This is a genomic window from Chlorogloeopsis sp. ULAP02, assembly GCF_038404745.2.
GTDB lineage: Bacteria > Cyanobacteriota > Cyanobacteriia > Cyanobacteriales > Nostocaceae > Chlorogloeopsis.
This window is the reverse complement of the sequence record NZ_JAYKTT020000081.1, coordinates 1-24,424: the sequence shown is the minus strand read 5'-3', so window position 1 is coordinate 24,424 and position 24,424 is coordinate 1. Positions and strand designations below refer to the sequence as shown.

Here is a 24,424-nt window from a genome sequence, read left to right as displayed (position 1 = left end):
TGTCAGCCCTAGCTATTTCACCGATATGAATGGGGGACTGCTGTAAAGCGTCCCCCATTCATATTCTGCCATTCAATAGAGTTGGTAATCTACCTTGAGAGCTAACTTTTAGTATTTATTTAAGGTAATAACCTGCAAGTAATTACTTATGTCATTTACCTTAAAAGGGCATTAGACCATCCCACTTTCAGAAGGGCGATCGCAGAAATGACAGACAAACCCTAATTGTGCTGCTATTGGTCTTAAATTATTTGAGGATGTAGGTTAGTCAATAATTATACTAATTATCCAAAGAGTGGTTGCAGATAACGACTTGGAGACGCCCAGATAACCAGACGCGGAGATTGATATGTAGCAAAATTTTAGAGAATTGGTATTAGTTATCAAAATAATTAAATCGTACTTCTTGTTAGAGAAGGAGCCAAAATTAATGTAGCTTTTCCTCAGCAGTTTCACTGATCCCAAATCATTACTGCTCTAGATATAAATTTGTAAATCACCATCTTTGACGATGGTTTGAGCTAAGATGCCTCACTGTTGTGTTTGAGCTATGCCCAATGATAACCTTGCAAGAAATGACAATCATACTGCCCTGATAGGGAAAATTAATTACTACCTTTACCAAGTAATTATTACCATTCAAGAGCAACAACCCAACTTATTTGTAGATAAGTACAGAAGTATAGACTGGCATAATAGCCGCAATCAATCTGCCCTGAGTCTAAAGTTAACAAGCCTACTCAGCCAAACTCAAGACCAAAATAAATTACTTCAAAATTTACAGTGGTTTCTCAAAGCTCTTTTTATTCCCGAATCTTTCGATTCACCTGTATTAAGAAAATTTTTGGATACAATTCAGCAATTATCTTCTCCAGAATATGAATTAAATGAATCATCTCATTCTCCAGAGATAGATTTATCAAAGAAAGTTTTAACAGCAGCTACTACTCCATCAAATCAGCAAACAGGGATAGCAATTTTGCTGCTAGATGCAGAAAATATACAACTTAGTGCCGAAACCGAAAAGTTTTTAACCACAGTTTGTCATTATCCCCTACACGTCAAAATTGCTTTTGCTAATTGGTGCAGCATGGGTAAACAAGATATTGAATTACATCAACGCAGCTATGATTTAATTCATGTACCAGCTGGTAAAGACAATGCCGACGGTAAAATGATAGTTTTTGGCTCATCTATTCATGAACGTTACCCACAAGTTCAAGAAGTTTTAGTCTGTTCTTCAGACAAAGTAATGACTAATCTATGCAATCGTTTGCAGCAAAATGGATTAACAGTGTATCGAGTGAGTCAGCAAGGTACTAATCTCAAAATCTTTAATAGTAATACTGGTATTAATTATACTCATAGTGTATTAGAAATACCTAATATTGATAAATTTATTAAACAAATTCAAAATATAATTGTATCTGAGGAAAAACGCACTAGTAATCAATGGTTTAAGTTATCTCAAATAGCGCAAATATATAAGCATAAATATAATCTTGATCTCAATGAAGTAGCATCTTATCACTATCTGGATAAAACAGCAAAGGATATTTTAACTAAATATCAATCTGATGTTGTGATCTATCAACCAGCAGATAATCCAGAAGCCTATGTAGCTTTATTTAGAAAACCTCAACTCCATGATTTAAATCACAATAATTCTGTGCGAAAGCAAGAAGTTGCTTCTAAAGCAGATTTAGAAAAGGCAGTAGTTGCTATAACTACTACCTTAATGAAGAAATTTCCTAACAACTATGTTCCTATAGAATATTTAAGTGGCCATTTTAATAAACAATATGGTGTGGGAGTTAATAAAATACTTGGAAATCTGGGTTTAGCCCGTAATTTCCGAATTTTTTTAGTCAATGAATGTAATTCTTTCGATGTGTATAGAATAGATGAGCGCTGGCAAGTGACTCTTAAAGAAGGTCTGTCATAGCAACTTTATCTACAATTGTCAAATTAGTAATCTTAAATTTACCTATCAAATATTTAAAACTGAAACACATCAATAGCAGTAATATCTAAGTTAGTCTGTAAATAAATATTACGTTTTAAAAAAATGTTAAGAATTATTACAGACTTTGATGGGCCGATTATAGATGTTTCAGAGCGATATTACCGTGTTTATCAATATTGTTTAGAGAAAACTCGACGCCCTAATCAAAAAGTGCGAGAACTCTCAAAAGCAGAATTTTGGCAAATGAAGCGATCGCGTGTAGCCGAAAAAGAAATTGGAATCATCTCTGGTTTAGATGAACTTCAGGCACAAACATTCTCCCAGTTACGGCGGCAAACAGTACATACAGAACCTTACTTTGAGTATGATCGCCTTGCTGATGGTGCTGTAGATGCACTATTAAAAATTCAACAGGCTGGCATTGATTTAGCAGTAATGACTATGCGGCGAGTGCGAGAACTGGATTATGCTTTCAAAAAGTATGATTTAGGCAAATTTTTTCCAGAAAATCGCTGTTACTGCTTGAGTAACGATTATGTCAAAACCCGCGATATTGATGACAAGCCTTTATTGATGGCACGTGCATTGAACGAACTACCATCCGCCACAGACACATACATGATTGGTGATACCGAAGCCGATATCACAGCTGCTAAAAAGCACGGGATTAAGGTAATTGCCGTGGAAAGTGGTATTCGCGATCGGGTACAGTTAAAGTTTTATCAACCTGATCTGATTGTTCCAAATTTTAGCGTAGCTGTTAATCTCATCCTAGAACAAGCACTGCAACCAGTTAGGCGTTAGAGGCTAAAGCATGAACGGCAGTTGCTCAACGGGGGCTTAGAATGCTTTAGGGATCTGCCCCCCAAGAGTGTACTACCACCCCTTGCGGCTTATCTTAGGGTAAGTAGCCGTACTTTGGGCATCTAGATACAGCGACACCATGCGTAGGTGTCGGCTAATTTGAAAATAGGCCCCAGAGACTAGGTGTTAGAAATTTAAATTAAAAGATAGAGTTACTGTTTTTTCATCACTTATTCCTAATTCCTAGCCTCTAGTCCCTAATTTCTAAGTTCTTAGCGTAGAAAGCTAGTAATTAACCACAACAATATAAATGTCACTACAGTAGAAAACTGATTTTGCGTTAAAGGAATCAGTTGTTGTACTTGTGGTATGACCCAACTAGCAACCAATCCTCCAGCAATTAAACCTATAATCAAACCGCTCAGAGTGAATAAAACCGCTCGACCAAACTTACCTTCCTTACGGTTGATAAAGTAAATACTAATACCAACTCCAACTACTAACGCCAACTGTAAAACCTGATCAGCTCCAGTTGGGTAAAATACACTGATAGCACTCAAACCCAGATACCAAGCCCCAGGTAATAATACATCTGCTGATGTTGGTTTATCCAGTATTCTTTGCAGCCATGCAGGTGACTGCTCGCGAGGGGCTGGACTTTCTTTAGGAGGTGCTTGTACAAGACGTTCTGGAAAACGGATGCGTTCAGGCACTTTAATCTTGCCTTCTTGGCGCAACCGCAAACGATCCATTAAAACTGCATCATAGGCGGCTTCGATCATTTCTAGACGTTTAGCGTCGCCACTGTATTGTTGTAAGAGGCGATTGCGAACATCCTGGATTTCATCGAAGCTAACGTCTTCCGGTACCCCAAGTTTTTCGTAGGGATTTTGCTCACTCATGGGAATTTATTTGTCTAGCCTAAAAATCGGCAGCAGTCTTTTGTGGTAAAAATAATAAATTTAAGTTCTATCTTTGGTGATCACCAATGTCTGAGTCGATGTTACATCTTATCTGTATAGTAACAGGCGTAAGCATAATCGACATGAGAAATTTAACTATAGACACTTTAACACAAGGTTAGAACTCCGTGTATCCCCTCATGCCGTTCCCAATTTAGGGCTTTACTCTAGAACTTGAGCTAAAAATACCTACAAGGCTTTTTTATGAAAAAATTATGTTTTTCTGTTTCAGATTTGGCTGTTGACTTTGCCTCAAATCGGTTTTACTCAAAAAGCTTCAGAATTTATCATTCCACTGAGTCACTTGTAGATTTAAAATAAAAGCGTTTGAATTACTTAAGTAATAGGGGTAAAAAATCTCCTGATTTACTTAAACTTTAGTGGTACGAGCAGAGCATCTGCCCACTAGATACAGGGTTAACAATTCCTATACCTAAACTGATTAAAGTGGCATTATATAAATTAATCGCGCTTTAGTTGCTGAAATTCCAGATTAAACTAGTATTTTAGATAATCAGGGAATTTTTAACTCAACCTTGTAAATTTTGATTTCCTGTCAAATGGAAACTGCGTTTTTGACGCAACCTGTACGTTAATCCTATAAATTTTTGTGCAAAGTGATGGTCATGGCTCCTGCCAAGATTCTTGTAGTTGATGACGACCCTGCGGTTCGGAATTTAATCCAACGCTTTTTGATCAAGCAGAACTATCAGGTGGAGGCTGCCGAAGATGGAAAGACAGCCTTAGCTCTGTTTGAGCAGTTTAATCCAGATTTGGTGATTTTAGATGTCAATTTACCAGACGTAATTGGGTTTAACCTCTGTCAAGAGATGCAAAGCCGTAATGGTGTTTTTGTTCTCATGCTGACTAGTCGTGCAGACGAAGCTGACAAGATTCGCGGCTTCTCTAAAGGTGCTGATGATTATCTCACCAAGCCTTTTGGTTTGGGAGAACTAGAAGTTAGGGTAGCAGCTATTTTACGGCGTCAACGGATTGTAACCACAGCAGAACAAAAACGCCTTGTCTTTGAAAAGCTGATGATTGATCCTGTAAGGCGAGAAGTAACTCTCAACAGTCAACCTGTACCCTTAACGGCTTTGGAATTCGACTTGTTGCATTTTTTAGCTAGCCATCCAGGTAGAGTGTGGCGTAGAGCAGAACTGATCCAAGAAGTGTGGGATTATGAATATGTCGGTGACCAACGAGTTGTAGATGTACACATCGGTCAAATTCGTAAAAAGATAGAAATTGATGCCAGTCAGCCAGCATTAATTCAAACCGTTCGTGGAGTTGGTTATAAGTTTGAGTGTCCGACTGCTCCCTCCCAACACTCAGACAAGTCGTAGTAGTCGCTCATTGAAATCTCAATAGAAAACCAAATATATGGCAATTAAGTCTGCAGACAGAGGATGAAATGTGAACAATTACGATTTTTTTGGGATAGTTTTTCATCCTGTGGACAGCCATTTTTTGGATATAACTTTATCAACCCTCCATTATTGAGATGTAGTCAAAATAAACCGCAAGCGGCAATAGTCGCCGCTTAAATCCAAATTTCTTACTGTTTTCGCTAGAGATACCTTGAGCTTAAATTTATAGGCTCTATCAAAAACACTTAGTAACTGTCAAAAGACTTCTATAGTTAGCTTTTATATTAGATAGGACTTTTACAAACAAAACTATCTCTTGACATTAGCAACTAAAATATTAAAAATTGGCTAGAAAGTTGATTATATTCTCAAGTTTGCTTCTATTTTTGATTTTTGACTCCAATAGTTCTTGTTAGTTTTGGAAATCTGGTTATGGGGTACGGTTTACCATGCCGTACCCTTAATGGGGCATTAAACAAAATAGCTCCGTGCTCTGGAAGCACCTACAACTACAGTGTTTCATGGGTGAGCAATTAGGCATGAATCGGGGCAGCGTATTTAGGCTTAACAATGATGAAATAATGTTTCCAAATATACGCGAGCAGCACGGCGATCGCTATCTCCATTTTGCAGTAAAAACAACGACAGTGCTGCTGTCAAAACTCGGTTTTGATCCCAATCAGGATGCTTTTCTAAATAAATTTTGAGCGATTCGTGCAGTGTTTCAGGAATCTCTGTAAAGATGCTTACTGTTGCGTTCATGAGATTTTTCTCCTTTACAGGCTATTAATAGGGATTTTTGCTTGCAGTCAAAGCCTCAAGGGAAGACACAATGATTTTGTCTTCTCATCAATCTGCTGTGGCAAAAAGTGGGGTTATTACACGCATACAAGTGCAGACTATAAAGGCAAGCCGCCTTATTGTGCGTCAAAAGGGGGTGGTTTTGTCAATGCTGCGAAATGTTAAGACATAGTTTATAAAGAATATACATTTACGGAATTATAAGCTTTTTAGTCATGTTTTTGTAACATAACTTAACTAAAACTCAGTTTTGTCAACCCTTAATTGCTGTAAACACAAAATCCCCAGTAATACAGCAAGAGCTTATGACATCAGCGAGTGGCTGTGGAAAACAGCAAAAGTGCTTGTGGAAACTCTGTGGAATCAGTGAGGAAAATTTCAGGAAATGATAAGAATTACAAAATGATAAAAATTACAAAATAAGTGTTAGGGGAGTGGCGGAGATGGGAAAGACAAGGAAGAACTTTCTCCTTGCCAAGGAAATTTGTGTCTAAATCCCAAATATTTTCATGGTTTTCCCTTATCCATCGCCAAGTTTGGATCTTGATGTTTGGTCGGTTCCTCTCAACTATTGGCACTGGTTTGACACTGTTTTATGCTCCCATCTTTTTTGTCAATCAAATTGGTTTATCAGCAACTTCAGTTGGTTTTGCTTTAGGTTGTGCCTCAATTTCAGGGGTAGTAGGACGGATTTTAAGCGGTTCTTTAGCTGATTCTCCCCAAATAGGACGCCGCAATACTTTATTACTGGCAACGGCAATTTCAGCATTGGCTTGTTTCGTTCTGGCTGCAACCCACAATTTTTTTATTCTGATTATCGGTCAGTTGATTAGTGGCTTAGGGGTTGGTTTATACTGGCCTGCAACTGAAGCAGTTGTTGCCGATCTAACACCTCCTGAAAATAGTCATGAATCTTTCGCCCTTACCCGACTAGCAGACAACTTAGGATTGGGGATGGGAATTATCTGCGGGGGATTTTTAGTCAGTACAACTGGAAATTTTCGCACTCTATTTATCATTGATGCTGTTTCATTCATTGTATTTTTTGCGGTAGTTTACGTAGCGATCGCAGAAACTTATCAACCACAACCAACACAACGAGAATTATCTGCGCAGATTAAGGTTTGGATCTGGGCATTACGCGATCGCCGATTTCTCACTTATATTGCAGTCAATATTATTTTCACAATTTATATTTCTCAATTGCACACAACCCTTCCTCTCTACCTCAAAAATTTTGTGCTAGTTGGATTTTCTGCAACAGGATTTACAGCAAGTACTATCAGTACCCTTTTCGCTTGGCACTTGATAGTTGCTATTTTCGGACAGTTACCAGCTGTTAGTTTTGTCAAGCGCTTTTTTTACCCCCAAGCACTTGCAACTTCAGCTATTTTGTGGGCGATCGGATTTAGCTGTATCTGGTTTACAGGTTTGTGTACTACTGGGCATCTATATTGGGCGACTTTGGCATTAGGAGTATTAGCAACTGCCGTGATCTGCTATACACCTTCAGCTTATTCTCTAGTCACCTATTTAGCACCTCCATCAAGGCGAGGGGTTTATTTCTCCATCAATTCCCTGTGCTGGGCAATTGGTTATTTTATTGGCCCTTTGCTTGGAGGTTGGGCATTAGATCAATCACAATTATTAGTAAATTACTTCTGGCTAGGGTTAGCTTTAAGTGTTTTCATCGTCCTAGCTATTTTGTTGTATCTAAATCGGATTTTGATTAGTACTCAGTAACTTTCGTGAGCAAGGGGAGGGGGTGGTAGACTATCTTGAAGCTATCTCCACCCCTGACTCCTAATTAACTATTTATCTGTGAGCGCAGACCTAACTTAGACGTTTGCATAGTCACAGCTTTGAGTCACCAGATATAAAACTTGCTTTTGTTTTTAACGACGACGCTCTTGCAATTTTCGGTACACTGATTTTAAATCAACTTGATGATGGGCAAGAGCAACGAGAGTATGATACAGCAAATCAGCGACCTCAGAGGCGATCGCATCTGCGTCGTCATCTTTAAATGCCATTACCACTTCCGCGCTCTCTTCGCCAATCTTTTTCAAAATTTTGTTATCACCACCTGCAAATAATTTACAGGTATATGAATTCTCATTCGGGCGATCACGGCGATCGCAAATGATTTCAAACAATTGCGATAAGGTATCACCAGGTGGTGGAGCAATTTTTCCGTCTACCTGATGAAAACAACTGCGCTCACCAGTATGGCAAGCGATATCTCCCACCTGCTCAACTCCGATTAGCAGTGCGTCACTGTCACAGTCATAACGAAGACTTCGCACTTTTTGAATATGACCAGAAGTAGCACCTTTGTGCCAAAATTCTTGACGAGAACGACTCCAAAACCAAGTTTCTCCTGTTTCCAAAGTCTTTTGTAATGATTCCCGATTCATCCACGCCATCATCAAAACAGCGCCATCCAGATAGTCTTGGACAATTGCCGGAACAAGACCGCGTTCATCGTAACGAATTTTATCAACAGGGATAGCGTGGTTTTGTGAATTATTTGCAGAAAAAAACATACCAGCTGCTTTCAAAATAGCGAGAATGATTCATGGGTTCACGATACCATTCTATCTATGCCAGTCGGCACATAATTTTGAACTAATAAGTAATTTCCTAAATTTATAATCTAATTTAACGTTATTTAAAATTCAGACTTAAACATCAGAACTCTTATGTATGACAGCCTGCATCTTCATAGCACTCTAAGCTACCTTATGAGCTTTTGCCTCTTCACCATACCAATCAATTGCGGAGTCATAGGCAGCCCGATAAACATCTTGGTAAGTATCGGATAAGCCACTGCGAATTTCAGCAAGCAAGTCTTGATTGACTTGTATAACATATTGTTATTTTCTTGGTTCAGGTAATTTTATACGATAGAAGTTCTGAGAAGACTTGACTCCTATCTTAGGATATAGCTTTTTACTTCCCACTCTTTTAGGAGAGAACCTTGGTAAATACAACGATTAAAACTACCAAATCACAAGAAATCTTCGCCGCTGCTCAAAACCTAATGCCAGGAGGGGTAAGTTCCCCAGTTCGCGCCTTCAAATCTGTGGGGGGACAACCGATTGTTTTCGACCACGTCAAAGGCGCATACATTTGGGATGTAGATGGCAATCAGTATATTGACTATGTAGGAACTTGGGGCCCAGCTATTTGTGGTCATGCTCATCCCGAAGTCATTACGGCACTGCATGAAGCTTTGGAGAAAGGCACCAGCTTTGGCGCACCTTGCCTACTGGAAAATGTCTTAGCTGAAATGGTCATTGATGCTGTACCTAGCATCGAAATGGTAAGATTTGTGAATTCAGGCACCGAAGCTTGTATGGCAGTGCTAAGGCTGATCAGAGCCTTTACTGGTCGTGACAAAGTGATTAAGTTTGAGGGTTGTTATCACGGTCACGCTGATATGTTCTTAGTAAAGGCAGGCTCCGGTGTTGCTACCCTTGGTTTGCCTGATTCTCCTGGAGTACCTAAATCAGTAACTAGTAATACCCTGACTGCGCCTTTCAACGATTTGGAAGCTGTGAAAGCTTTATTTGAAGAGAACCGCGACCAAATCGCTGGAGTTATTCTTGAGCCTGTTGTAGGTAATGCTGGTTTTATTCCTCCCGACGCAGGCTTTTTAGAAGGGTTACGAGAACTTACCCACGAACATGGAGCGTTGCTAGTATTTGACGAGGTGATGACAGGCTTTCGTATTGCCTACGGCGGTGCTCAGGAAAAATTTGGTGTGACTCCCGATCTGACAACCTTAGGTAAGATTATCGGTGGCGGTTTGCCTGTAGGAGCTTATGGTGGTCGTCGGGATATTATGTCTATGGTTGCTCCTGCTGGCCCCATGTATCAAGCAGGAACTCTTTCTGGTAATCCTTTGGCCATGACTGCGGGAATTAAAACGCTAGAATTGCTGCAAAAATCGGGTACCTACGAGTACCTAGATCAAGTTACTAAAAAGTTAGCAGATGGTTTGTTGCAAATTGCTCAACAAACAGGTCATGCTGCTTGTGGTGGTCAAATTAGCGCTATGTTTGGTTTGTTCTTTGCATCTGGCCCTATCCATAACTATGAAGATGCTAAAAAATCGGATTTGGGCAAGTTTGCTCGCTTCCATCGTGGAATGCTAGAACGTGGCATTTACCTGGCACCGTCGCAGTTTGAAGCTGGATTTACCTCTTTAGCTCATACCGAGGAAGATATTGAGCAAACTCTAGAAGCAGCAAGGGATGTAATGTCTAACTTGGTAGTGTAATCATCACATTTTTAACTTTGGGCGATCTAGGAAATTACTAAGAAATTTCCTAGTTAATCTGTATAAATAGCAACCCCGCTCCTGTAATGGACGGGGTTGAAAATTTATCAGGGCAAACATGGAAATTGCCTAACAACCACAACCACCGTGACCACAACCTTTCATTGTTTTATGACCTTCAGCACAAGCTTCAGAGCAATAATATTTACCCTCTTTTTGAATTGCATCTTCTAGAGAAACAATACACAAGCAAGATTCACAGGCGCATTTCATTTGGGTGACGGTTGTCATAATTTTCTCCTTTTCTTCCTGCCATTAACCTACAACACTTGAACAACTATTCATATATCTAATTAATAAAATTTAAAATTACCTAGAAATTTAGTATCTACTTGGTATCGCCATCGTCTTTGGTTTCGAGAAAAATACGGGAAATTACGTGAGTTTACGATTGCTTTACGCAACACGAGCCTAACTTTAGCAACTCTTCAAAGCATTTCCAGCGAAAATTACCTGGTGAAAGTAACTTTTGATTTCAATAATTGGATCAGGGTGTAGAGCTACCCGTAATTTTTCGTGCAGCGAGTTGACAGCGCATGAGCTACTGCTTAAATCCTAACTGTCCGAATCCAGAAAATCTAGCTTATAGCGATAGGTGTCAGTCTTGTGGCTCACAACTACTGTTGCGCGATCGCTATCGGGTACAGAAAGCTTTAGGGCAAGGTGGTTTTGGGGCAACCTTTCTTGCCCTTGATGAAGCCTTACCAGGCGAACCGAGTTGTGTGATTAAGCAATTACGTCCGTCGGGAACCACACCCCACGTTTTGCAAATGGCACGCGAACTGTTTGAGCGAGAAGCCGTAACTTTGGGCAAGATTGGCAATCACCCCCAAGTACCGAGATTGCTAGATTACTTTGAAGAACATCAACAATTTTATTTAGTTCAGGAATACATCAGTGGCCCCACTTTACAGCAAGAAGTCAAACAAACTGGAATTCTTAGTGAAGCTGGAGTTAAGCAATTCTTAAGTGAAATCCTGCCATTACTGCAATATATACACGAGCATAAGGTGATCCATCGTGATATTAAGCCAGCCAACATCATTCGCCGCGCTCAAGATAGCAGATTAGTTCTCATAGACTTTGGAGCTGTTAAAAATCAAGTTACCCAAGCAACAGTCAATCAATCAGAACAAACGGCATTAACTGCATATGCAATTGGAACACCTGGGTTTGCACCCCCAGAGCAAATGGCAATGCGTCCAGTCTATGCTAGTGATATTTATGCTTTAGGAGTAACGTGTATTTATTTACTAACAGGTAAATCTCCTAAAGATTTGGAATACAATCCCACAACAGGCGAGCTGATTTGGGAATCGCATGTGCAAGTAAGCGATCATCTCGTAGAAGTACTGCGGAAAATGCTGGAGATATCAGTACGTAATCGCTATAAAACATCCGAAGAAGTACTTAGAGCACTAGATCTCGAACCATACCTGGAGAGTTTATCAAAAAGTATGATGGTTCAATCTTCCGGAGATGCGAAAGACCAAATAAATCAATATCCAGAAGATTCTGGCAACTCTTGTGCTAATGTTTCTGGTTTAAGTGTGGCGCAGATAGCAGCAGCAATCCGTGCTAGACGAGCCAAAGCAACGGAAGGAACTGGTATTGTGCATATGGGGAAGACGCAGCAACGAGTTGTAACGACAAAAACGTCAACTTTGGCTAGCAAGTGCAATGATTCCCAACAGCAAAAGTCTAAAGTCATGCGACAGTTAGATAACCAAAGTCTACTAACAGCATATCTGAAAGGTAGACGGGATTTTGCCCTTCACAATCTAAGTCTAATTAATTTGCAAGGTGCGAATTTATCAGAAATAAATTTCCATTCTTCTCAATTGGAAAGAGCCAATCTCCAAGGAACTAATCTCCACAGTAGTGATTTTGGGCAAGCTAGTCTCAATCGAGCTAATCTCAAGGATGCAAATTTAAGCAAAGCTTTTCTTGGTAATGCCGATTTAGAAGGAGCAGATCTACGAGGTGCAGATCTTAGCTATGCTTATCTCCAGAATGCTAACCTTCGAGGAGCTAATTTGTGTGGAGCTAATCTGACTGGTGCAAAACTTTCTGAAGAACAACTAGCACTGGCAAAGATAAATTGGATGACAGTACGCCCAAATGGCAAACGAGGCTTGTTATAGTCCTCCTTAGATATCCCTGCCTTGAAGGCACCCCTCTTTTTGCTAACAAGAGGGGTAGGGTTTGTCACACCTGGCGGTGAAACTAGTTTTATAACGCCTGACTTGTACCTCCACAACAAAAAAGGCAGAGCTTTAAATTATTAATTCATAAAAAAAACTAAATACTCGTGCGGGAATAGATACCCGCACGGCACTGCCTCTTTGTATTCAAAACTAACAAAACAATAAAGTATTATTCTTCTTCAGAATAATCTTCAATGTCTTCTTCGTCTTCGCTTGTCTTTCTGACAGAATTAGCAGAAACAACAGCTCCCATTTCTAGTTTTTCCCGTACTAGTTGCTTAATTTGTTCAGCAAATTCTGTTTTTTCTTCTAAATATTTAATCGCGTTATCTCGACCTTGAGAAATATTATCACCGTTATAGCTATACCAAGCTCCCTTTCGTGTAAGTATGCCTGTTTCCTCTGCCAGATCGACAAGACAACCTAAGGTAGAGATACCCTTACCAAAAATAATGTCAAATTCTGCAATTCTAAAAGGTGGTGCGACTTTATTTTTAGCGACTTTGACTTTGACGCGGTTACCAAATTCCTCCGAGCCTTTTTTCAAAGTTTGAATCCGGCGAATATCCAAACGTACAGAAGCGTAATATTTTAAGGCGTTACCACCAGTAGTTGTTTCTGGGTTGCCATAAGTGACACCAATTTTTTGCCGTAACTGGTTGAGAAAAATAACTGTGCAACCAGATTTACCAATATTACCAGTAATTTTACGTAGAGCTTGACTCATTAATCTTGCCTGAAGACCAACGTGAGCATCGCCCATTTCGCCTTCAATTTCCGCACGGGGGACTAGTGCTGCCACTGAGTCAATAACTACAATGTCAACCGCAGCAGAGCGAACAAGCTGATCGACAATTTCTAAAGCTGCTTCTCCAGTATCTGGTTGGGAAACTAGTAAATTTTCGATATCAACACCCAAAGCTCCAGCATAGGTAGGATCTAAGGCGTGTTCTGCATCTACGTAAGCAGCAATGCCACCGTTTTTTTGCACTTCTGCGACTGCATGTAGCGCGAGTGTTGTCTTACCGGAACTTTCCGGCCCATAAATTTCAATCACCCGTCCTTTGGGCAAACCACCGCCTAATGCCAGATCGAGAGTCAATGCCCCACTGGGAATGGTTTCTACTCGCATCCGGGTGGCATCACCCAAGCGCATGATTGTTCCTTTGCCAAAAGTACGCTCTATTTGGTTTAGTACCATGTTAAGCGCTTTTTGCTTGCCAGCATTTTCAGTATTAACAGCCATTCCTACCTCTATCTATACGGATTTAGGGAGTTTTGCGTGGGAAGTTTTAATAGAACAGATATACTATTTTGACATTTTATTGCCGCTAACCGCTACATAGTTTAGCGCGGGCTTGCCAACATTGCTATCAGACATGATGCTTGTCTGGAGGGGTTGATATCCCTTGGATTATACTCTACTGAATCTCTTCAGGCTCTTGGAGTTGGGGAAGCCGGAAATAAGATTTCACACTTACTTAAGAGTCACCAAAACATATGATTGAGAAAGTGATGTAAAAACTTTGGTTCTTCTGGTTCTCTGTAGTCTTTTGGCAAAAGTTCGATTAGTGCTGCTTCTAATTCATCAGTGGCTTTTTGTGATTCTTGTGCTTTTGGACGGTTAGATTGGGGAAAGATTAATGGTTTGCCAATACGTACTGTTAATTTTTTACGAAAATACAAGTCTTGAGTCCCAATCAGTGCTATAGGTAAAATCGGTACTCCAGACCGCAAAGCGTAAATTGCAGCACCACGTTTGAGGGGAACAGATAACTGCCCTTCAATATTGCCAAGTCTTCCCTCAGGAAACAAAATAATTCCCTCACCACGAGCAAAAATATTTTGGGCAATGCGATCTACACGTCGTAAAGTTTCTATAGAGTTACCTTGAGGAACATATTTTTCAATATTTGTTGCTAATTCAGCCAAATCGTCTCGTCCTGCCTTTGCAGCTTCAATGACGGCTATTTCTTCTTTCCAGATACGTTCTATAGGTATGACACCTTTTGCGAGTCTAAGAAATTGACGTTTCCACCATTGGTTATAAAGTGTGCGAGCGTCACCTAAGATGTGATAGTAAGGATGCGCTGGTAGCTCCGACAGCAGAAGAAATGGATCGATGTGGTTAAGGTGATTAGCTACAACTAAGGTTGGAGTTGTGGGAATTCGTTCTGGAAACTCTAAATTAACTTGAAATAAGGTGTGAATTAAACTTCGCAGTACTCTGCGTCGAACTTCACCGCTAATTTTGCGTTCTGATCCACCCTCAATAACTGCTTCTTGTAACAATAGTGCTTGACGGATCATCTCGTTGGCATGGCGATCGCGTGCATAGACAACACCGTCTATTGCCCTGTTGATTGTTTCTTCCGTCACTGGTGGCAAGAGTGAAGCTTGTGTATCACTTTGCTGTGGTTGGGGTATTAGCGGACTTTTCGACATAGGCTTGATTGGCAACTTCACAAAGCCAATGATTGAATATAGTAGTTGTTTTAAATGTAATTTGAAGCTTGCCCAGGTAGTAACTTAATGTGGGCAGTTGATTTAATGTCTGAAGTAACTCATCTACACAAGGCAAACATGACAGCAATATATCTAAAAGGGAACAAAAGACCTTAAACCCCTATATGGAGAATATATAAATTAACAGTAGACAGTTAACTAAATGTCACAATCTAACTGATGTTAAGCAGGTATTTGCATTGCTTATCATTTTTATTAAAAAAGCTCCCTTGCCTTTAGCACACAAGAGAGCGGCGGTGTGGTGTGAGGAGCATAATTGAACTTTTGCTTTCAGCGATTTTACCAAACTTAGCAAAAAAAGTGTAAATAAATTATCACCAAATCATGAAAAATCTTTATAAACAAGCAATTTGTCTCTGTCTTGAAAATAAGGCAGAGGGCAGGAGGCAGGAGGCAGTAAACGCAAAGCGTCTACTTGCACCAAGTCGCTGCATGCACCATTATGTGATTTATCATGATATCTCTTTCATTTTTCCTTTACTCTTTTCTTTGCGCTCTCTACGTCTTTGCGGTTTATTAAAAATAAGAAAATCGCCATAGGTTTAGAAACCTATGGCTAATAGCAAAAGTCCTCTCAAGAGGACTAAAACCATTGGTTAGCAACATGAGTCTACTAAAGCGGTCTTGGAGTATGAGCCAAGAAATAAATTTATTGGTGTAAAATTGGACGGGTGGAAGATATTAGCTATCAACTTCTTATGCCGTTGCTACTTGCGAGATTCAATCAGTACTTCCGGATATTCAGGTGAAGCCCTTCTCAGCAAAGATTTACTCTTATTCTTCAGATATTGGTCAAAGAATGCTAATGTGTAGGCACTAACAATTTTGGCTGCTCGTTGAGGTTCAATTGAACCGATCGCTTGCTGAATTCGCGATTGTGCTTGAGTTGTTGAATGCGCTAAAAATGCTGGCAGAATTAGCCCAAAATCCGTAAATGTAGTGTGTTTGCTACCCTTTACAGTCAATTTGTAAGCGTTGTTTTTTTGGCGTTGATAAAACAATCGCAACGCATCATCCGCGCCATCATGAGATATCCCTAGAAAAGGACGATTCAAACTGTCCTTGTTGCCACTGCTCAGAAGCTTACCATAACTCCCTCCGTCGATGTTGATGCCTGCTTTTAAGCGGCGATCGCGCCACATCGCCTCAATTGCCGTATCTCCACCCAAAGAATGTCCAAAAATACCGACTCGACTTAAATCTAATCGTTCTGTAAAAAGTCTTTGCGGATCTTTGACATTGAGGCGGTTTAACTCATTCAGCACAAAGACAATATCCTTTGCCCTGATTGCAACTGCCTGATTAAAGGTTCGTTGTTCGGTTTGCTTATTAGCAGATGAAAAATCAAACACGGAAGATTGAGTAATTACCTGCCCATCTGGAAACAAGACTGGTACTTCATAGGTGGGATTGATTGCAACAACGACATAACCATAACTTGCAAGCTGCTCAAGCTGTGTTGTGTATAACTTAGGCGTTGCTCCAAAACCAGGTGAGAAAATTACAACCGGATATCGTTTTAATGTATTAGCAAGCTCTGCTTTTGGGGCAGTATTTGTTTGAATAGTTTGAGTGACTAACTTCACGAATTGCTCTGGCGACACACCAAAATTCGCTCCCATACCTTCAGCAGTCGCAAGAGCAAAGCCTTCATCGATATAAGGAATTGTTTTAGCTCCTGGTTCACTTTTAGCAGGATACCAAACATAGACGATCAACTCGCGGCGATCCGTTGCTCGTGGAGTTGTAGCCAGCTTTTGTGTCTGTAAATTGTAAATCTCTGCACTATAGGTTTCTTCGCGAGACGAATCAACAAGATAGTAAGCGGTTGTGCCTACTGAATAACTACCACTGGGAGCAGGCAATCGCAAACCTGGAACTTGTTCTGTAGGTTTTGTCGGAACTTGCGATCGCTGTTTTGAGAACGTTTCAACTTTCGCCAACAAAGGATTAGCTCCCACAATAGCGATCGCACCAAGGATGATGGCAACTCCACAAAAAGTCTTCATCTGGTGGTTTTAGATTTTAGGGCTTGTGACTTTACAATCCGCTGTTTGTTCCGACTTCGGTAACAGTTTCTTGTTGTAACAAAGGTACTGGCAATCCCGTTGCTTCTATTAACTCCTTAGGTGGAGCCTCTCTTTGCGGACTTTTCAAATATTGCCGATCGTTAATTGGAGGTACTACCTTCATTTGATGATAAATACTGTGGTAACGGTGAGTTTGTTGACTTACCTGCCGCTCTTGGATGCTTTCATTAGCAATTTTCTTACGCAACTTAATTATTCCATCAATCACTGCCTCTGGTCTAGGCGGACATCCCGGTATGTAGACATCAACAGGTATTAACTTATCCACACCACGAACAGCCGTGGGAGAATCAACACTAAACAACCCACCCGTAATTGTGCAAGCTCCCATTGCCATGACATACTTAGGTTCTGCCATTTGCTCGTAAATTCGCACCAAAGTAGGAGCATATTTCATCGTCACAGTACCTGCGGTAATAATTAAATCTGCTTGCCTGGGAGTAGTACGGGGAATCATCCCAAATCGCTCCATGTCGAAGCGAGAAGCATAAGCAGACATAAACTCAATAAAACAGCAAGCTGTGCCAAACATCAAAGGATACAAACTGGACATTTTCGCCCAGTTGTAGAGGTCATCTACAGTAGTTAAAATAATGTTTTCAGATAATTGTTGCGTTACTTGCGGACGCTCGGTAGGATTGATGATTGTGTCAGTCATCATTTGAGTCTCCAAAAAATTTTCAATTTAGTTGTAAATAGAAGGCAGACGGCAGAGGGCAGTAGACGCGGTAGACGCGTTCGCCGTCAGGCGTTGCGTTAGCTAGCGGTTTCCGTTCAGCGAAGCTGTTCCCGTTCCCCGAAAGGGGTTCCCGCAGGGTAGGGTAGGTACGGCTACTTGCATCAAGTCGCTGCGCGCAAGAGCGTAGGTAGGCAGAAGGGAATTAGGACATGGGGACAAGGAGTTGAGGGAGGTGAGGAAGTGATCGGAGTAAATTCTTCCCCATCCTCCTCATCTTCCCTATCTCCCTCATCTGTTCCTCTCCCACTCCTCTTCTGATAGCTCTAGTTTTTGACACTTTTTTGAGACGTGCCAGTAAAGATAAAGGTTTTAAGGCGCTAACTTAAGTTGGATATTTCGCTTATGTTAAGTAAGCCTAGCCGCTTGCCGTTGTTGTGAGCTAAACGGATGAGATGTTGGCGAGTAGTGCGATCAATATTGAAGCGATCGCAAAAACGAGTAATGATTTGAGCGTGTAAAGCTATTAATTTACCACGCAATTGATTAAACTTTGTTTGACCTAGATACCTGCGCATCAAAACAACAATAACTGCAAACATAATACTTAGTTCTCCTTTAAGTTATGAAATAAATTGCTAAGTAGCCGTCATGAACTTCGTACAGCAGAGGAGACGGAAGGTGACATGGGAGAGCAGGAGTGTGAGCCACGTCTTTCCTTCTGCCTTCTTATGCCTTCAGTGTGTCCTTTCCCCTCGCTCTGCACCAGTAAAGATAAAGGTGTTAAGCTATAAGTTAAGTTTTGTTAACTACAAGTAACTAAAAAGTCTGAAATCTTTGGAAATCCAGACAAAATCGAAATTAGTAGTGGTTAAGTTGTATAAAATTTAGGGCAACTTCATACCTTGCCTTAAAACCAATAAAATTAATATCAACTTGGCGTTCGCCTTGTAAGCCAATGGAAGTGTACAAGCAAAGACGCAGACGTGGTGTTATTCTCAATCCCCAAGGATGGAAGAAGCTGCAAGCAGCTAGGCATCAAGCAGAGATTGTAGAAAATGACGGAGCTAAATTAACTCTGGAAGAGTTGAGCTACCGTACTCAACTTGCTCCCTTTACAGTCTCTAAAGTTTTAGCAAGGGAAGAAGGAGTTGATAAGCAAACCCTTGAGTACTTCTTTAGAGCTTTTGGATTGGAACTGACGAAAAGCGATTTTGTGAGAGTGGGAAGTGGAGACGCGGGGAATCAAAAAGACGCAAAGACGCGGAGACACACAGACGCGGGGAATCAAGTAGATTGGGGTGAGGCTGTTGATGTCTCGATTTTTTTCGGACGCATGGAGGAGTTGAGTAAATTAGAGTATTGGGTAGTTAACGATCGCTGCCGATTGATTGCTTTGTTAGGGATGGGTGGCATAGGCAAGACTTCTTTGGCAGTGAAGTTAGCACAACATATTCAAGAGCAGTTTGAGTTTGTAGTTTGGCGGAGTCTTCGCAATAGTCCGCTACTGAGAGAATTGTTGAGTAATTTACTTCAGTTTTTTGCCGACGGACAACCTGTTAACTTATCAGAAAATTTAGGGGATATATCCAAACAAGTTCCTACGCCCGTACTTATCTCTCAATTTATGGCACACTTGCGATCGCATCGCATGCTTGTGGTATTAGACAATGCAGAATCGATTTTGGCAAGTGGCGATCGCACCGGGCATTACCAAGCTGGATATGAAGATTACGGACAACTTTTTCAGCAAATTGGAGAGACGGCACATCAAAGCTGCGTTATACTGACGAGTCGAGAAAAGCCCCAAGAAATCGTAGCCTTAGAAGGAGAAACACTACCAGTCCATTCATTGCAACTATCGGGTTTGAGCACTATTGCTGCCCAAGAATTGATGAGAACTAAGAGTTTCTTTTACAGCTGTGATTCTCGTTGCCAAGAGTTGATTCAACATTACGCAGGCAATCCCCTCGCTCTCAAAATCATAGCTACTACAATTCAAGAATTATTTAATGGTGATGTTGCAGAATTTCTCGCTCAAGACACCAAAGTTTTTGGTAGCATTTACGAACTGTTGACACAGCAGTTCAATCGGCTTTCAGCACTGGAAAAAGACTTAATTTACTGGCTGGCAATCAATCGAGAACCAGTAAATCTAATAGAATTGCGTGCCGATTTAGTCTTGCCCGTACCTTCAATGAACCTGCTGGAAGCTTTAGAATCTTTGGCAAGGCGAAGTTTAATCGAAAAAATCTCAGTTCCTCACTCCCCTATACAATTTACCCTGCAACCTGTAGTGATGGAGTATGTCATAGACAATTTTATTCAACAGGTGTGTGCAGAGATTGAACAGTGGGGAACAAACGAGAAATGCTTGTTCAACAGCTATGCTTTAATGAAAGCAACAGCTAAAGATTATATTAGTGCTGCTCAAACAAAACTTATTCTGCAACCAGTCATAGAGCAACTACTGCTTTTAGTACGAAACAAACAAGCGATCGCTACTCTACTCCTTCAAATTGCCAATCAATTAAGAGAACAGACTTTCAAAATATGGCAGCAGGAGAGTCAAAAACAAGAAAATAAACCAATAATTCCTACCTCTTTACTTTCTACCGAACCTGGCTATGCAGCAGGTAATATTATTAACCTCTTGTCTTATCTCCAAATTGATTTAACTGGCTATGACTTTTCCTATTTGACAATACGCCAAGCCTATCTTCAGGATACTGCTCTCAACCAAGTTAACTTTGCCCATGCTAATATCTCTCAGTCGGTGTTTGCCAAAACCTTCTCAACAGCAATGGATGCGGCATTTAGCCCCGATGGCAAAACAATAGCAACCACCCACACCGATGGTTATATTCGCTTATGGGATGTTGTTAGCAGCCAACCGTTAATGACTTATCAAGGACATTTGGGCATTGTTTGGGGAGTTGTGTTTAGTCCAGATGGTAGGATGCTTGCTACTGGAGGAGAAGACAGAAGCGTTAAAATTTGGGATATCAAGACTGGACAGTGCTTAAAAACCCTTTTTGGTCATAGCGATGGAGTTCGTACTGTAATATATACCCAAAATGGTGCCAAATTAATTAGCAGCAGTACAGATTCTACAATCCGAATTTGGGATACAAGTACGGGAGAATGCATCAAAGTCTTGCAAGGACACACCAGCGGAGTTTGGGCTATAGCTTTGAGTCCGATTCCTTTTATAAGGGGGGTTGGGGGGATCTTAGCCAGTGGCAGCGATGACAACACAATTAAGCTTTGGGATATTACGACTGGCTGCTGTATTAAAATATTACAAGGGCATACTGATTGGATTAGATCTATCGCTTTTAGTACTCAAGGTTTACTTGCCAGTAGCAGCTTAGACGGTACTGTGAGAATTTGGGATGTAGACAAGGGTAGATGTGTTGACATCCTCAAAGGACACACAAATGGAGTGTATACAATTTGCTTTATCGGTGACGGCAATATTCTTGCTAGTTCAAGCTTGGATAGTACGGTGCGGCTGTGGAATGTAACCACAGGGGAATGTGTGAGAACTTTGCAAGGACATACCAATGCAGTTTATGTCAACACTGTTAATCCCCAAGGAACTTTACTGGCTACTGGTGGCGATGATTTTTCGCTGAGACTATGGGATATAGCTAGTGGAGAGTGCGTGCGAATACTTAAAGGCAGGCAAAACTGGTTATCTTCAGTTATTTTCAGTCCTGTTCCTCATGCAAATTTTGCATGGGTACTTGCTAGTGGTGGTGAAGACGGCGTTGTGAGGTTATGGACACCAGATGGTAAATGTTGCAGCTTAGGCAGTCACACAGATTTTATCTTTGCAGTCAACTTTAGCCCTAATGGACGTATTTTAGCAAGTGGTAGTGCTGACCAAACAATCAGGCTGTGGGATGTGGTAAATGGTCAATGTATGAAAGTTTTGCATGGACACGCAGGTATGGTAACAAGCGTAACTTTCAGTCCAGATAGTCGTATTCTGGCAAGCACTAGCTATGACCATACAGTTAAATTGTGGGATGTCGCAACAAGTCAACTTCTGCATACTTTCCCAGAACACATCACTATGTCAACAGCCTTTAGCCCAGATGGCAAAAAATTGGCAGTAGGCAGTTTTGACAAAACAGTGAGAATTTGGGACTTAGAGACACAACAGTGCTGCCAAACCTTTGAAGGACACGATAGTTGGACTTGGTGGGTTGCCTTTAGTCCAGATGGTTCGCTCCTCGCCACAGCTAGTAGTGCCGATCGCACAATTAGACTGTGGGATGTCAACACAAGTGAGTGTATTCATATACTTAAAGGGCATCAAGAATGGATTTGGGCGATCGCTTTTAGTCCAATCCCCCCTTCGCCCACGCCAGTCGCCTCAAGTCGGGAAACCCGCCCACGGCGCTGGCTCCCCTTCAAAAGGGGGGTTGGGGGGATCTTAGCCAGTTGTAGCAGCGACGGCACTATTAAACTTTGGGATGTCAAGACAGGCTCGTGCATTGCTACTTTAACAGGACATGATACTTGGGTGATGTCTGTTGACTTTAGTCCTGAAGGTAACATCCTAGTTAGCGGTGATGGCAATGCTGTAATTAAATTATGGGATGTAGAAACGCAAGAGTGCATTCAGACATTGAGAGCAGAACGTCTTTACGAGAGAATGAATATTTACGGTGTTAGAGGTTTGACAGAGGCACAGAAATCAACTTTGTTAGCTTTAGGTGCGGTTGAGCAGAGGTAATATCGTGTTTGGTGAAAGACTTATTATTTAGGCTTTTTCCTCAGCTTGGCAAACGGGTAATTAGGGATAGTGAGTCAGCTTACATAGTTGATGAGTCAGCACTTCAACTTTTTTGGAGCAGCAAGCAATCTGCTGAGGATTGATGCTTACTGGAGTTTTGTAGGGGAGGCAAAAAGCGGTGTGGATGTTCCTCCCGCTTTATTGCCGTTGTGTTGTCGCGTAACATAACGCACCCTACTGGCTAGCTACACCCCTAAACCCTTATACCCCTACACCCTTCTTCCTAGCAGCCCCTATTACGGCACTCATTCAGAAGCGCATGGAGTTCTCCTACAGCTTGAAACGGATTTCTCCCTCGGAATACAGAAGCGATCGCTGCTTCATAGGGATTTCTGCCTGTTCTTCTCACGGCAGCGATCGCGGCTTTATTTGACAATCCTCTACCACTAACAAGCCAAGCAGCTAACACGTGTCCAGTTCGTCCGATGCCACCTGAGCAGTGTACAACAACTTTCTCGCCTTGTTGATCTGCTGCTGCCAAAAAGGGAAGTATTTTCTGGGTGAGCGTTTCTTGATCGCATAAATGGAAATCTTCAATCGGCGCCCAGCAAACATGATTTATCCCGAATTCCTGTTGATATGTGCCTAGAAGATCCGAGTAACGAGACAATTGGCGATCGCTTAGAAGACAGCAAACTCGCTTGATGCCAGAGCGCTTCATGAACTCAATCCAATTGTGTACCTCCGTGCTGGAATATCCGGGTTTTGCAGCACCAAACACAATTAGCTCATTCTCCGCAGCAGCGGCAAATTTATACATAGCAATACAATTTGTAAATAAAAAAGCTCTCTTGCTATTTACTCAACTTGATTGATGAGGGCATTACCTTTACTAACCAAGCCATCATAGTATTTAATGCCAGTTTTGCCGAAATCAAATAATGTAGTAATGTAGATTATTATTGTACTACATCAGGGAGGAAGAATGATGATTGAATTGCTAGCCGTCCGGGTTCCCTTCAAAAACTCAACCACAACAAGGCGCAGAGATTTTCGTTCAGTCCTCTATTTACAGGAATGAGACTCGAATTTATAGACACTAGAGAAATTCATCTACAAAAGTGTCCGCCTCTGTGCGCCTTGTTCATAGCAAGCAGCACACATCGAGGACATATCAATGAATTTGGATTTTTTAGGCTGGAGTGACTTTTTTACTCACAGTTTTGCACCCTATCGCCACCAAGGTTTTAGCGTTGGTAGGGTTGCGATTGAATACAGAAATACTTACATCATTTATAGCGAGCAGGGCGAACTAACAGCAGAAGTTACAGGTAAACTGCGACATCAAGCTACTCAACCACAAGACTTTCCCGCTGTTGGAGACTGGGCGATCGTGCAGGCGCGAGAGTCAGAAGGACGCGCTACCATTCACGGAATTTTGCCGAGAAAAAGCAAGTTCTCACGAAAAACCGTTGGTAGTAAAACCGAAGAACAAATTGTCGCAGCTAACATTGACACCGTGTTCTTGGTTTGTGGACTTGATGGCGACTTTAACCCCAGGAGAATTGAACGCTATCTGATTCTGGCTTGGGAAAGTGGCGCAAATCCAGTCATAGTTTTAAATAAAGCCGACCTGTGCAACTCTTTAGAAGAGAGTGTCTCAGAAGTTGAAGCCGTTGCCCTGGGAGTACCAATTCTAGTATTGAGTGCCACCAATCATCAAGGGCTGGATGCCTTGAAATCATACCTCCAACCAGGACAAACAGTTGCTTTGTTAGGATCTTCTGGTGTGGGTAAATCTACCATCACCAATCAACTCAAAGGTGCATCAGTGCAAGCTGTGCAACCAGTGCGTCGAGGTGACGATCAAGGTAGACACACGACTACAAATCGAGAATTGATATTACTGCCGACAGGCGGCTTAATTATC

Annotated in this window: 18 protein-coding genes and 1 pseudogene; 8 read left to right on the top strand and 11 right to left on the bottom strand. The window is 41.2% G+C overall.

What is annotated here, in order from left to right; translation table 11 throughout:
• Positions 1–550 precede the first annotated feature (550 nt).
• Both U2718_RS28995 and U2718_RS28990 read left to right on the top strand, forming a co-directional pair.
• Positions 551–1,945 carry an NYN domain-containing protein gene (locus U2718_RS28995; RefSeq protein ID WP_342000835.1) on the top strand — a complete coding sequence of 465 codons (1,395 nt, stop codon included), beginning with the start codon at positions 551–553 and terminating at the stop codon, positions 1,943–1,945.
• A gap of 123 nt (positions 1,946–2,068) precedes the next feature.
• On the top strand, positions 2,069–2,770 hold the full coding sequence (locus tag U2718_RS28990) for an HAD family hydrolase (RefSeq protein WP_342000834.1): 702 nt from the start codon (positions 2,069–2,071) through the stop codon (positions 2,768–2,770).
• 272 nt (positions 2,771–3,042) lie between these two features.
• Here U2718_RS28990 and U2718_RS28985 read toward each other — a convergent pair whose 3' ends face one another.
• Complete coding sequence (locus U2718_RS28985) at positions 3,043–3,672, bottom strand: CPP1-like family protein (RefSeq protein WP_342000833.1); 630 nt, start codon at positions 3,670–3,672, stop codon at positions 3,043–3,045.
• 686 nt (positions 3,673–4,358) lie between these two features.
• Here U2718_RS28985 and U2718_RS28980 point away from each other — a divergent pair.
• Positions 4,359–5,078: a response regulator transcription factor gene (locus tag U2718_RS28980; RefSeq protein ID WP_342000831.1), complete on the top strand. Its 720-nt coding sequence runs from the start codon at positions 4,359–4,361 to the stop codon at positions 5,076–5,078.
• 588 nt (positions 5,079–5,666) lie between these two features.
• Here the strand turns inward: U2718_RS28980 and U2718_RS28975 are convergent.
• Positions 5,667–5,864: a DUF2811 domain-containing protein gene (locus U2718_RS28975; RefSeq protein ID WP_289791652.1), complete on the bottom strand. Its 198-nt coding sequence runs from the start codon at positions 5,862–5,864 to the stop codon at positions 5,667–5,669.
• Positions 5,865–6,389: 525 nt separating this feature from the next.
• On the opposite strand from U2718_RS28975, the gene U2718_RS28970 reads away from it, so the two are divergent.
• Positions 6,390–7,646 (top strand): MFS transporter, encoded by a 1,257-nt coding sequence (locus tag U2718_RS28970; RefSeq protein WP_342000827.1) that lies wholly within the window; start codon positions 6,390–6,392, stop codon positions 7,644–7,646.
• A 152-nt stretch (positions 7,647–7,798) separates the two neighbouring features.
• On the opposite strand, the gene hisIE is transcribed toward U2718_RS28970, so the two are convergent.
• Both hisIE and U2718_RS28960 read right to left on the bottom strand, forming a co-directional pair.
• Complete coding sequence (hisIE, locus tag U2718_RS28965; protein ID WP_342000826.1) at positions 7,799–8,449, bottom strand: bifunctional phosphoribosyl-AMP cyclohydrolase/phosphoribosyl-ATP diphosphatase HisIE; 651 nt, start codon at positions 8,447–8,449, stop codon at positions 7,799–7,801.
• Between the two features lie 186 nt (positions 8,450–8,635).
• Positions 8,636–8,775 (bottom strand): annotated as a pseudogene (locus U2718_RS28960) (ChaB family protein).
• Between the two features lie 108 nt (positions 8,776–8,883).
• Between U2718_RS28960 and hemL the strand changes: the two are divergent.
• A complete protein-coding gene (hemL, locus tag U2718_RS28955) occupies positions 8,884–10,188 on the top strand; it encodes a glutamate-1-semialdehyde 2,1-aminomutase (RefSeq protein WP_342000823.1) in 1,305 nt (434 codons plus the stop codon).
• Between the two features lie 129 nt (positions 10,189–10,317).
• On the opposite strand, the gene U2718_RS28950 is transcribed toward hemL, so the two are convergent.
• A complete protein-coding gene (locus U2718_RS28950; RefSeq protein ID WP_289791657.1) occupies positions 10,318–10,479 on the bottom strand; it encodes a metallothionein in 162 nt (53 codons plus the stop codon).
• 305 nt (positions 10,480–10,784) lie between these two features.
• On the opposite strand from U2718_RS28950, the gene U2718_RS28945 reads away from it, so the two are divergent.
• Positions 10,785–12,392, top strand: a complete 1,608-nt coding sequence (locus U2718_RS28945) for a serine/threonine-protein kinase (protein WP_342000821.1) — start codon at positions 10,785–10,787, stop codon at positions 12,390–12,392.
• A gap of 232 nt (positions 12,393–12,624) precedes the next feature.
• Here the strand turns inward: U2718_RS28945 and recA are convergent, their stop codons facing one another.
• The 5 genes from recA to U2718_RS28920 form a co-directional block, all read right to left on the bottom strand.
• The gene (gene recA / locus U2718_RS28940; protein WP_342000819.1) at positions 12,625–13,701 is read right to left on the bottom strand and encodes a recombinase RecA; all 1,077 of its coding nucleotides are present in this window, start codon (positions 13,699–13,701) and stop codon (positions 12,625–12,627) included.
• 242 nt (positions 13,702–13,943) lie between these two features.
• Entirely contained in the window at positions 13,944–14,900 is a 957-nt protein-coding gene (locus tag U2718_RS28935) for a 1-acyl-sn-glycerol-3-phosphate acyltransferase (RefSeq protein ID WP_342000817.1), read from the bottom strand.
• A 788-nt stretch (positions 14,901–15,688) separates the two neighbouring features.
• Complete coding sequence (locus U2718_RS28930) at positions 15,689–16,990, bottom strand: hypothetical protein (RefSeq protein ID WP_342000815.1); 1,302 nt, start codon at positions 16,988–16,990, stop codon at positions 15,689–15,691.
• A gap of 31 nt (positions 16,991–17,021) precedes the next feature.
• Positions 17,022–17,729, bottom strand: a complete 708-nt coding sequence (nuoB, locus tag U2718_RS28925; protein ID WP_342001292.1) for an NADH-quinone oxidoreductase subunit NuoB — start codon at positions 17,727–17,729, stop codon at positions 17,022–17,024.
• A gap of 398 nt (positions 17,730–18,127) precedes the next feature.
• The gene (locus U2718_RS28920) at positions 18,128–18,349 is read right to left on the bottom strand and encodes an electron transporter (RefSeq protein WP_342000813.1); all 222 of its coding nucleotides are present in this window, start codon (positions 18,347–18,349) and stop codon (positions 18,128–18,130) included.
• A 356-nt stretch (positions 18,350–18,705) separates the two neighbouring features.
• Here U2718_RS28920 and U2718_RS28915 point away from each other — a divergent pair, with 356 nt between their 5' ends.
• A complete protein-coding gene (locus U2718_RS28915) occupies positions 18,706–22,494 on the top strand; it encodes an eIF2A-related protein (protein ID WP_342000811.1) in 3,789 nt (1,262 codons plus the stop codon).
• Positions 22,495–22,777: 283 nt separating this feature from the next.
• Here U2718_RS28915 and U2718_RS28910 read toward each other — a convergent pair whose 3' ends face one another.
• The gene (locus tag U2718_RS28910) at positions 22,778–23,314 is read right to left on the bottom strand and encodes a dual specificity protein phosphatase family protein (protein ID WP_342000809.1); all 537 of its coding nucleotides are present in this window, start codon (positions 23,312–23,314) and stop codon (positions 22,778–22,780) included.
• Between the two features lie 357 nt (positions 23,315–23,671).
• Between U2718_RS28910 and rsgA the strand changes: the two genes are divergently transcribed.
• The coding region (rsgA, locus tag U2718_RS28905; RefSeq protein ID WP_411813384.1) for a GTPase RsgA at positions 23,672–24,424 on the top strand (753 nt) is incomplete at its 3' end.

Bases quoted from the DNA above. Each gene is read 5' to 3' on its own strand.
- U2718_RS28995 (WP_342000835.1), top strand. From the start codon at position 551: ATGCCCAATGATAACCTTGCAAGAAATGACAATCATACTGCCCTGATA.
- U2718_RS28990 (WP_342000834.1), top strand. From the start codon at position 2,069: ATGTTAAGAATTATTACAGACTTTGATGGGCCGATTATAGATGTTTCA.
- U2718_RS28985 (WP_342000833.1), bottom strand. From the start codon at position 3,672: ATGAGTGAGCAAAATCCCTACGAAAAACTTGGGGTACCGGAAGACGTT.
- U2718_RS28980 (WP_342000831.1), top strand. From the start codon at position 4,359: ATGGCTCCTGCCAAGATTCTTGTAGTTGATGACGACCCTGCGGTTCGG.
- U2718_RS28975 (WP_289791652.1), bottom strand. From the start codon at position 5,864: ATGAACGCAACAGTAAGCATCTTTACAGAGATTCCTGAAACACTGCAC.
- hisIE (WP_342000826.1), bottom strand. From the start codon at position 8,449: ATGTTTTTTTCTGCAAATAATTCACAAAACCACGCTATCCCTGTTGAT.
- U2718_RS28950 (WP_289791657.1), bottom strand. From the start codon at position 10,479: ATGACAACCGTCACCCAAATGAAATGCGCCTGTGAATCTTGCTTGTGT.
- U2718_RS28945 (WP_342000821.1), top strand. From the start codon at position 10,785: ATGAGCTACTGCTTAAATCCTAACTGTCCGAATCCAGAAAATCTAGCT.
- recA (WP_342000819.1), bottom strand. From the start codon at position 13,701: ATGGCTGTTAATACTGAAAATGCTGGCAAGCAAAAAGCGCTTAACATG.
- U2718_RS28935 (WP_342000817.1), bottom strand. From the start codon at position 14,900: ATGTCGAAAAGTCCGCTAATACCCCAACCACAGCAAAGTGATACACAA.
- U2718_RS28930 (WP_342000815.1), bottom strand. From the start codon at position 16,990: ATGAAGACTTTTTGTGGAGTTGCCATCATCCTTGGTGCGATCGCTATT.
- nuoB (WP_342001292.1), bottom strand. From the start codon at position 17,729: ATGACTGACACAATCATCAATCCTACCGAGCGTCCGCAAGTAACGCAA.
- U2718_RS28920 (WP_342000813.1), bottom strand. From the start codon at position 18,349: ATGTTTGCAGTTATTGTTGTTTTGATGCGCAGGTATCTAGGTCAAACA.
- U2718_RS28915 (WP_342000811.1), top strand. From the start codon at position 18,706: ATGGAAGTGTACAAGCAAAGACGCAGACGTGGTGTTATTCTCAATCCC.
- U2718_RS28910 (WP_342000809.1), bottom strand. From the start codon at position 23,314: ATGTATAAATTTGCCGCTGCTGCGGAGAATGAGCTAATTGTGTTTGGT.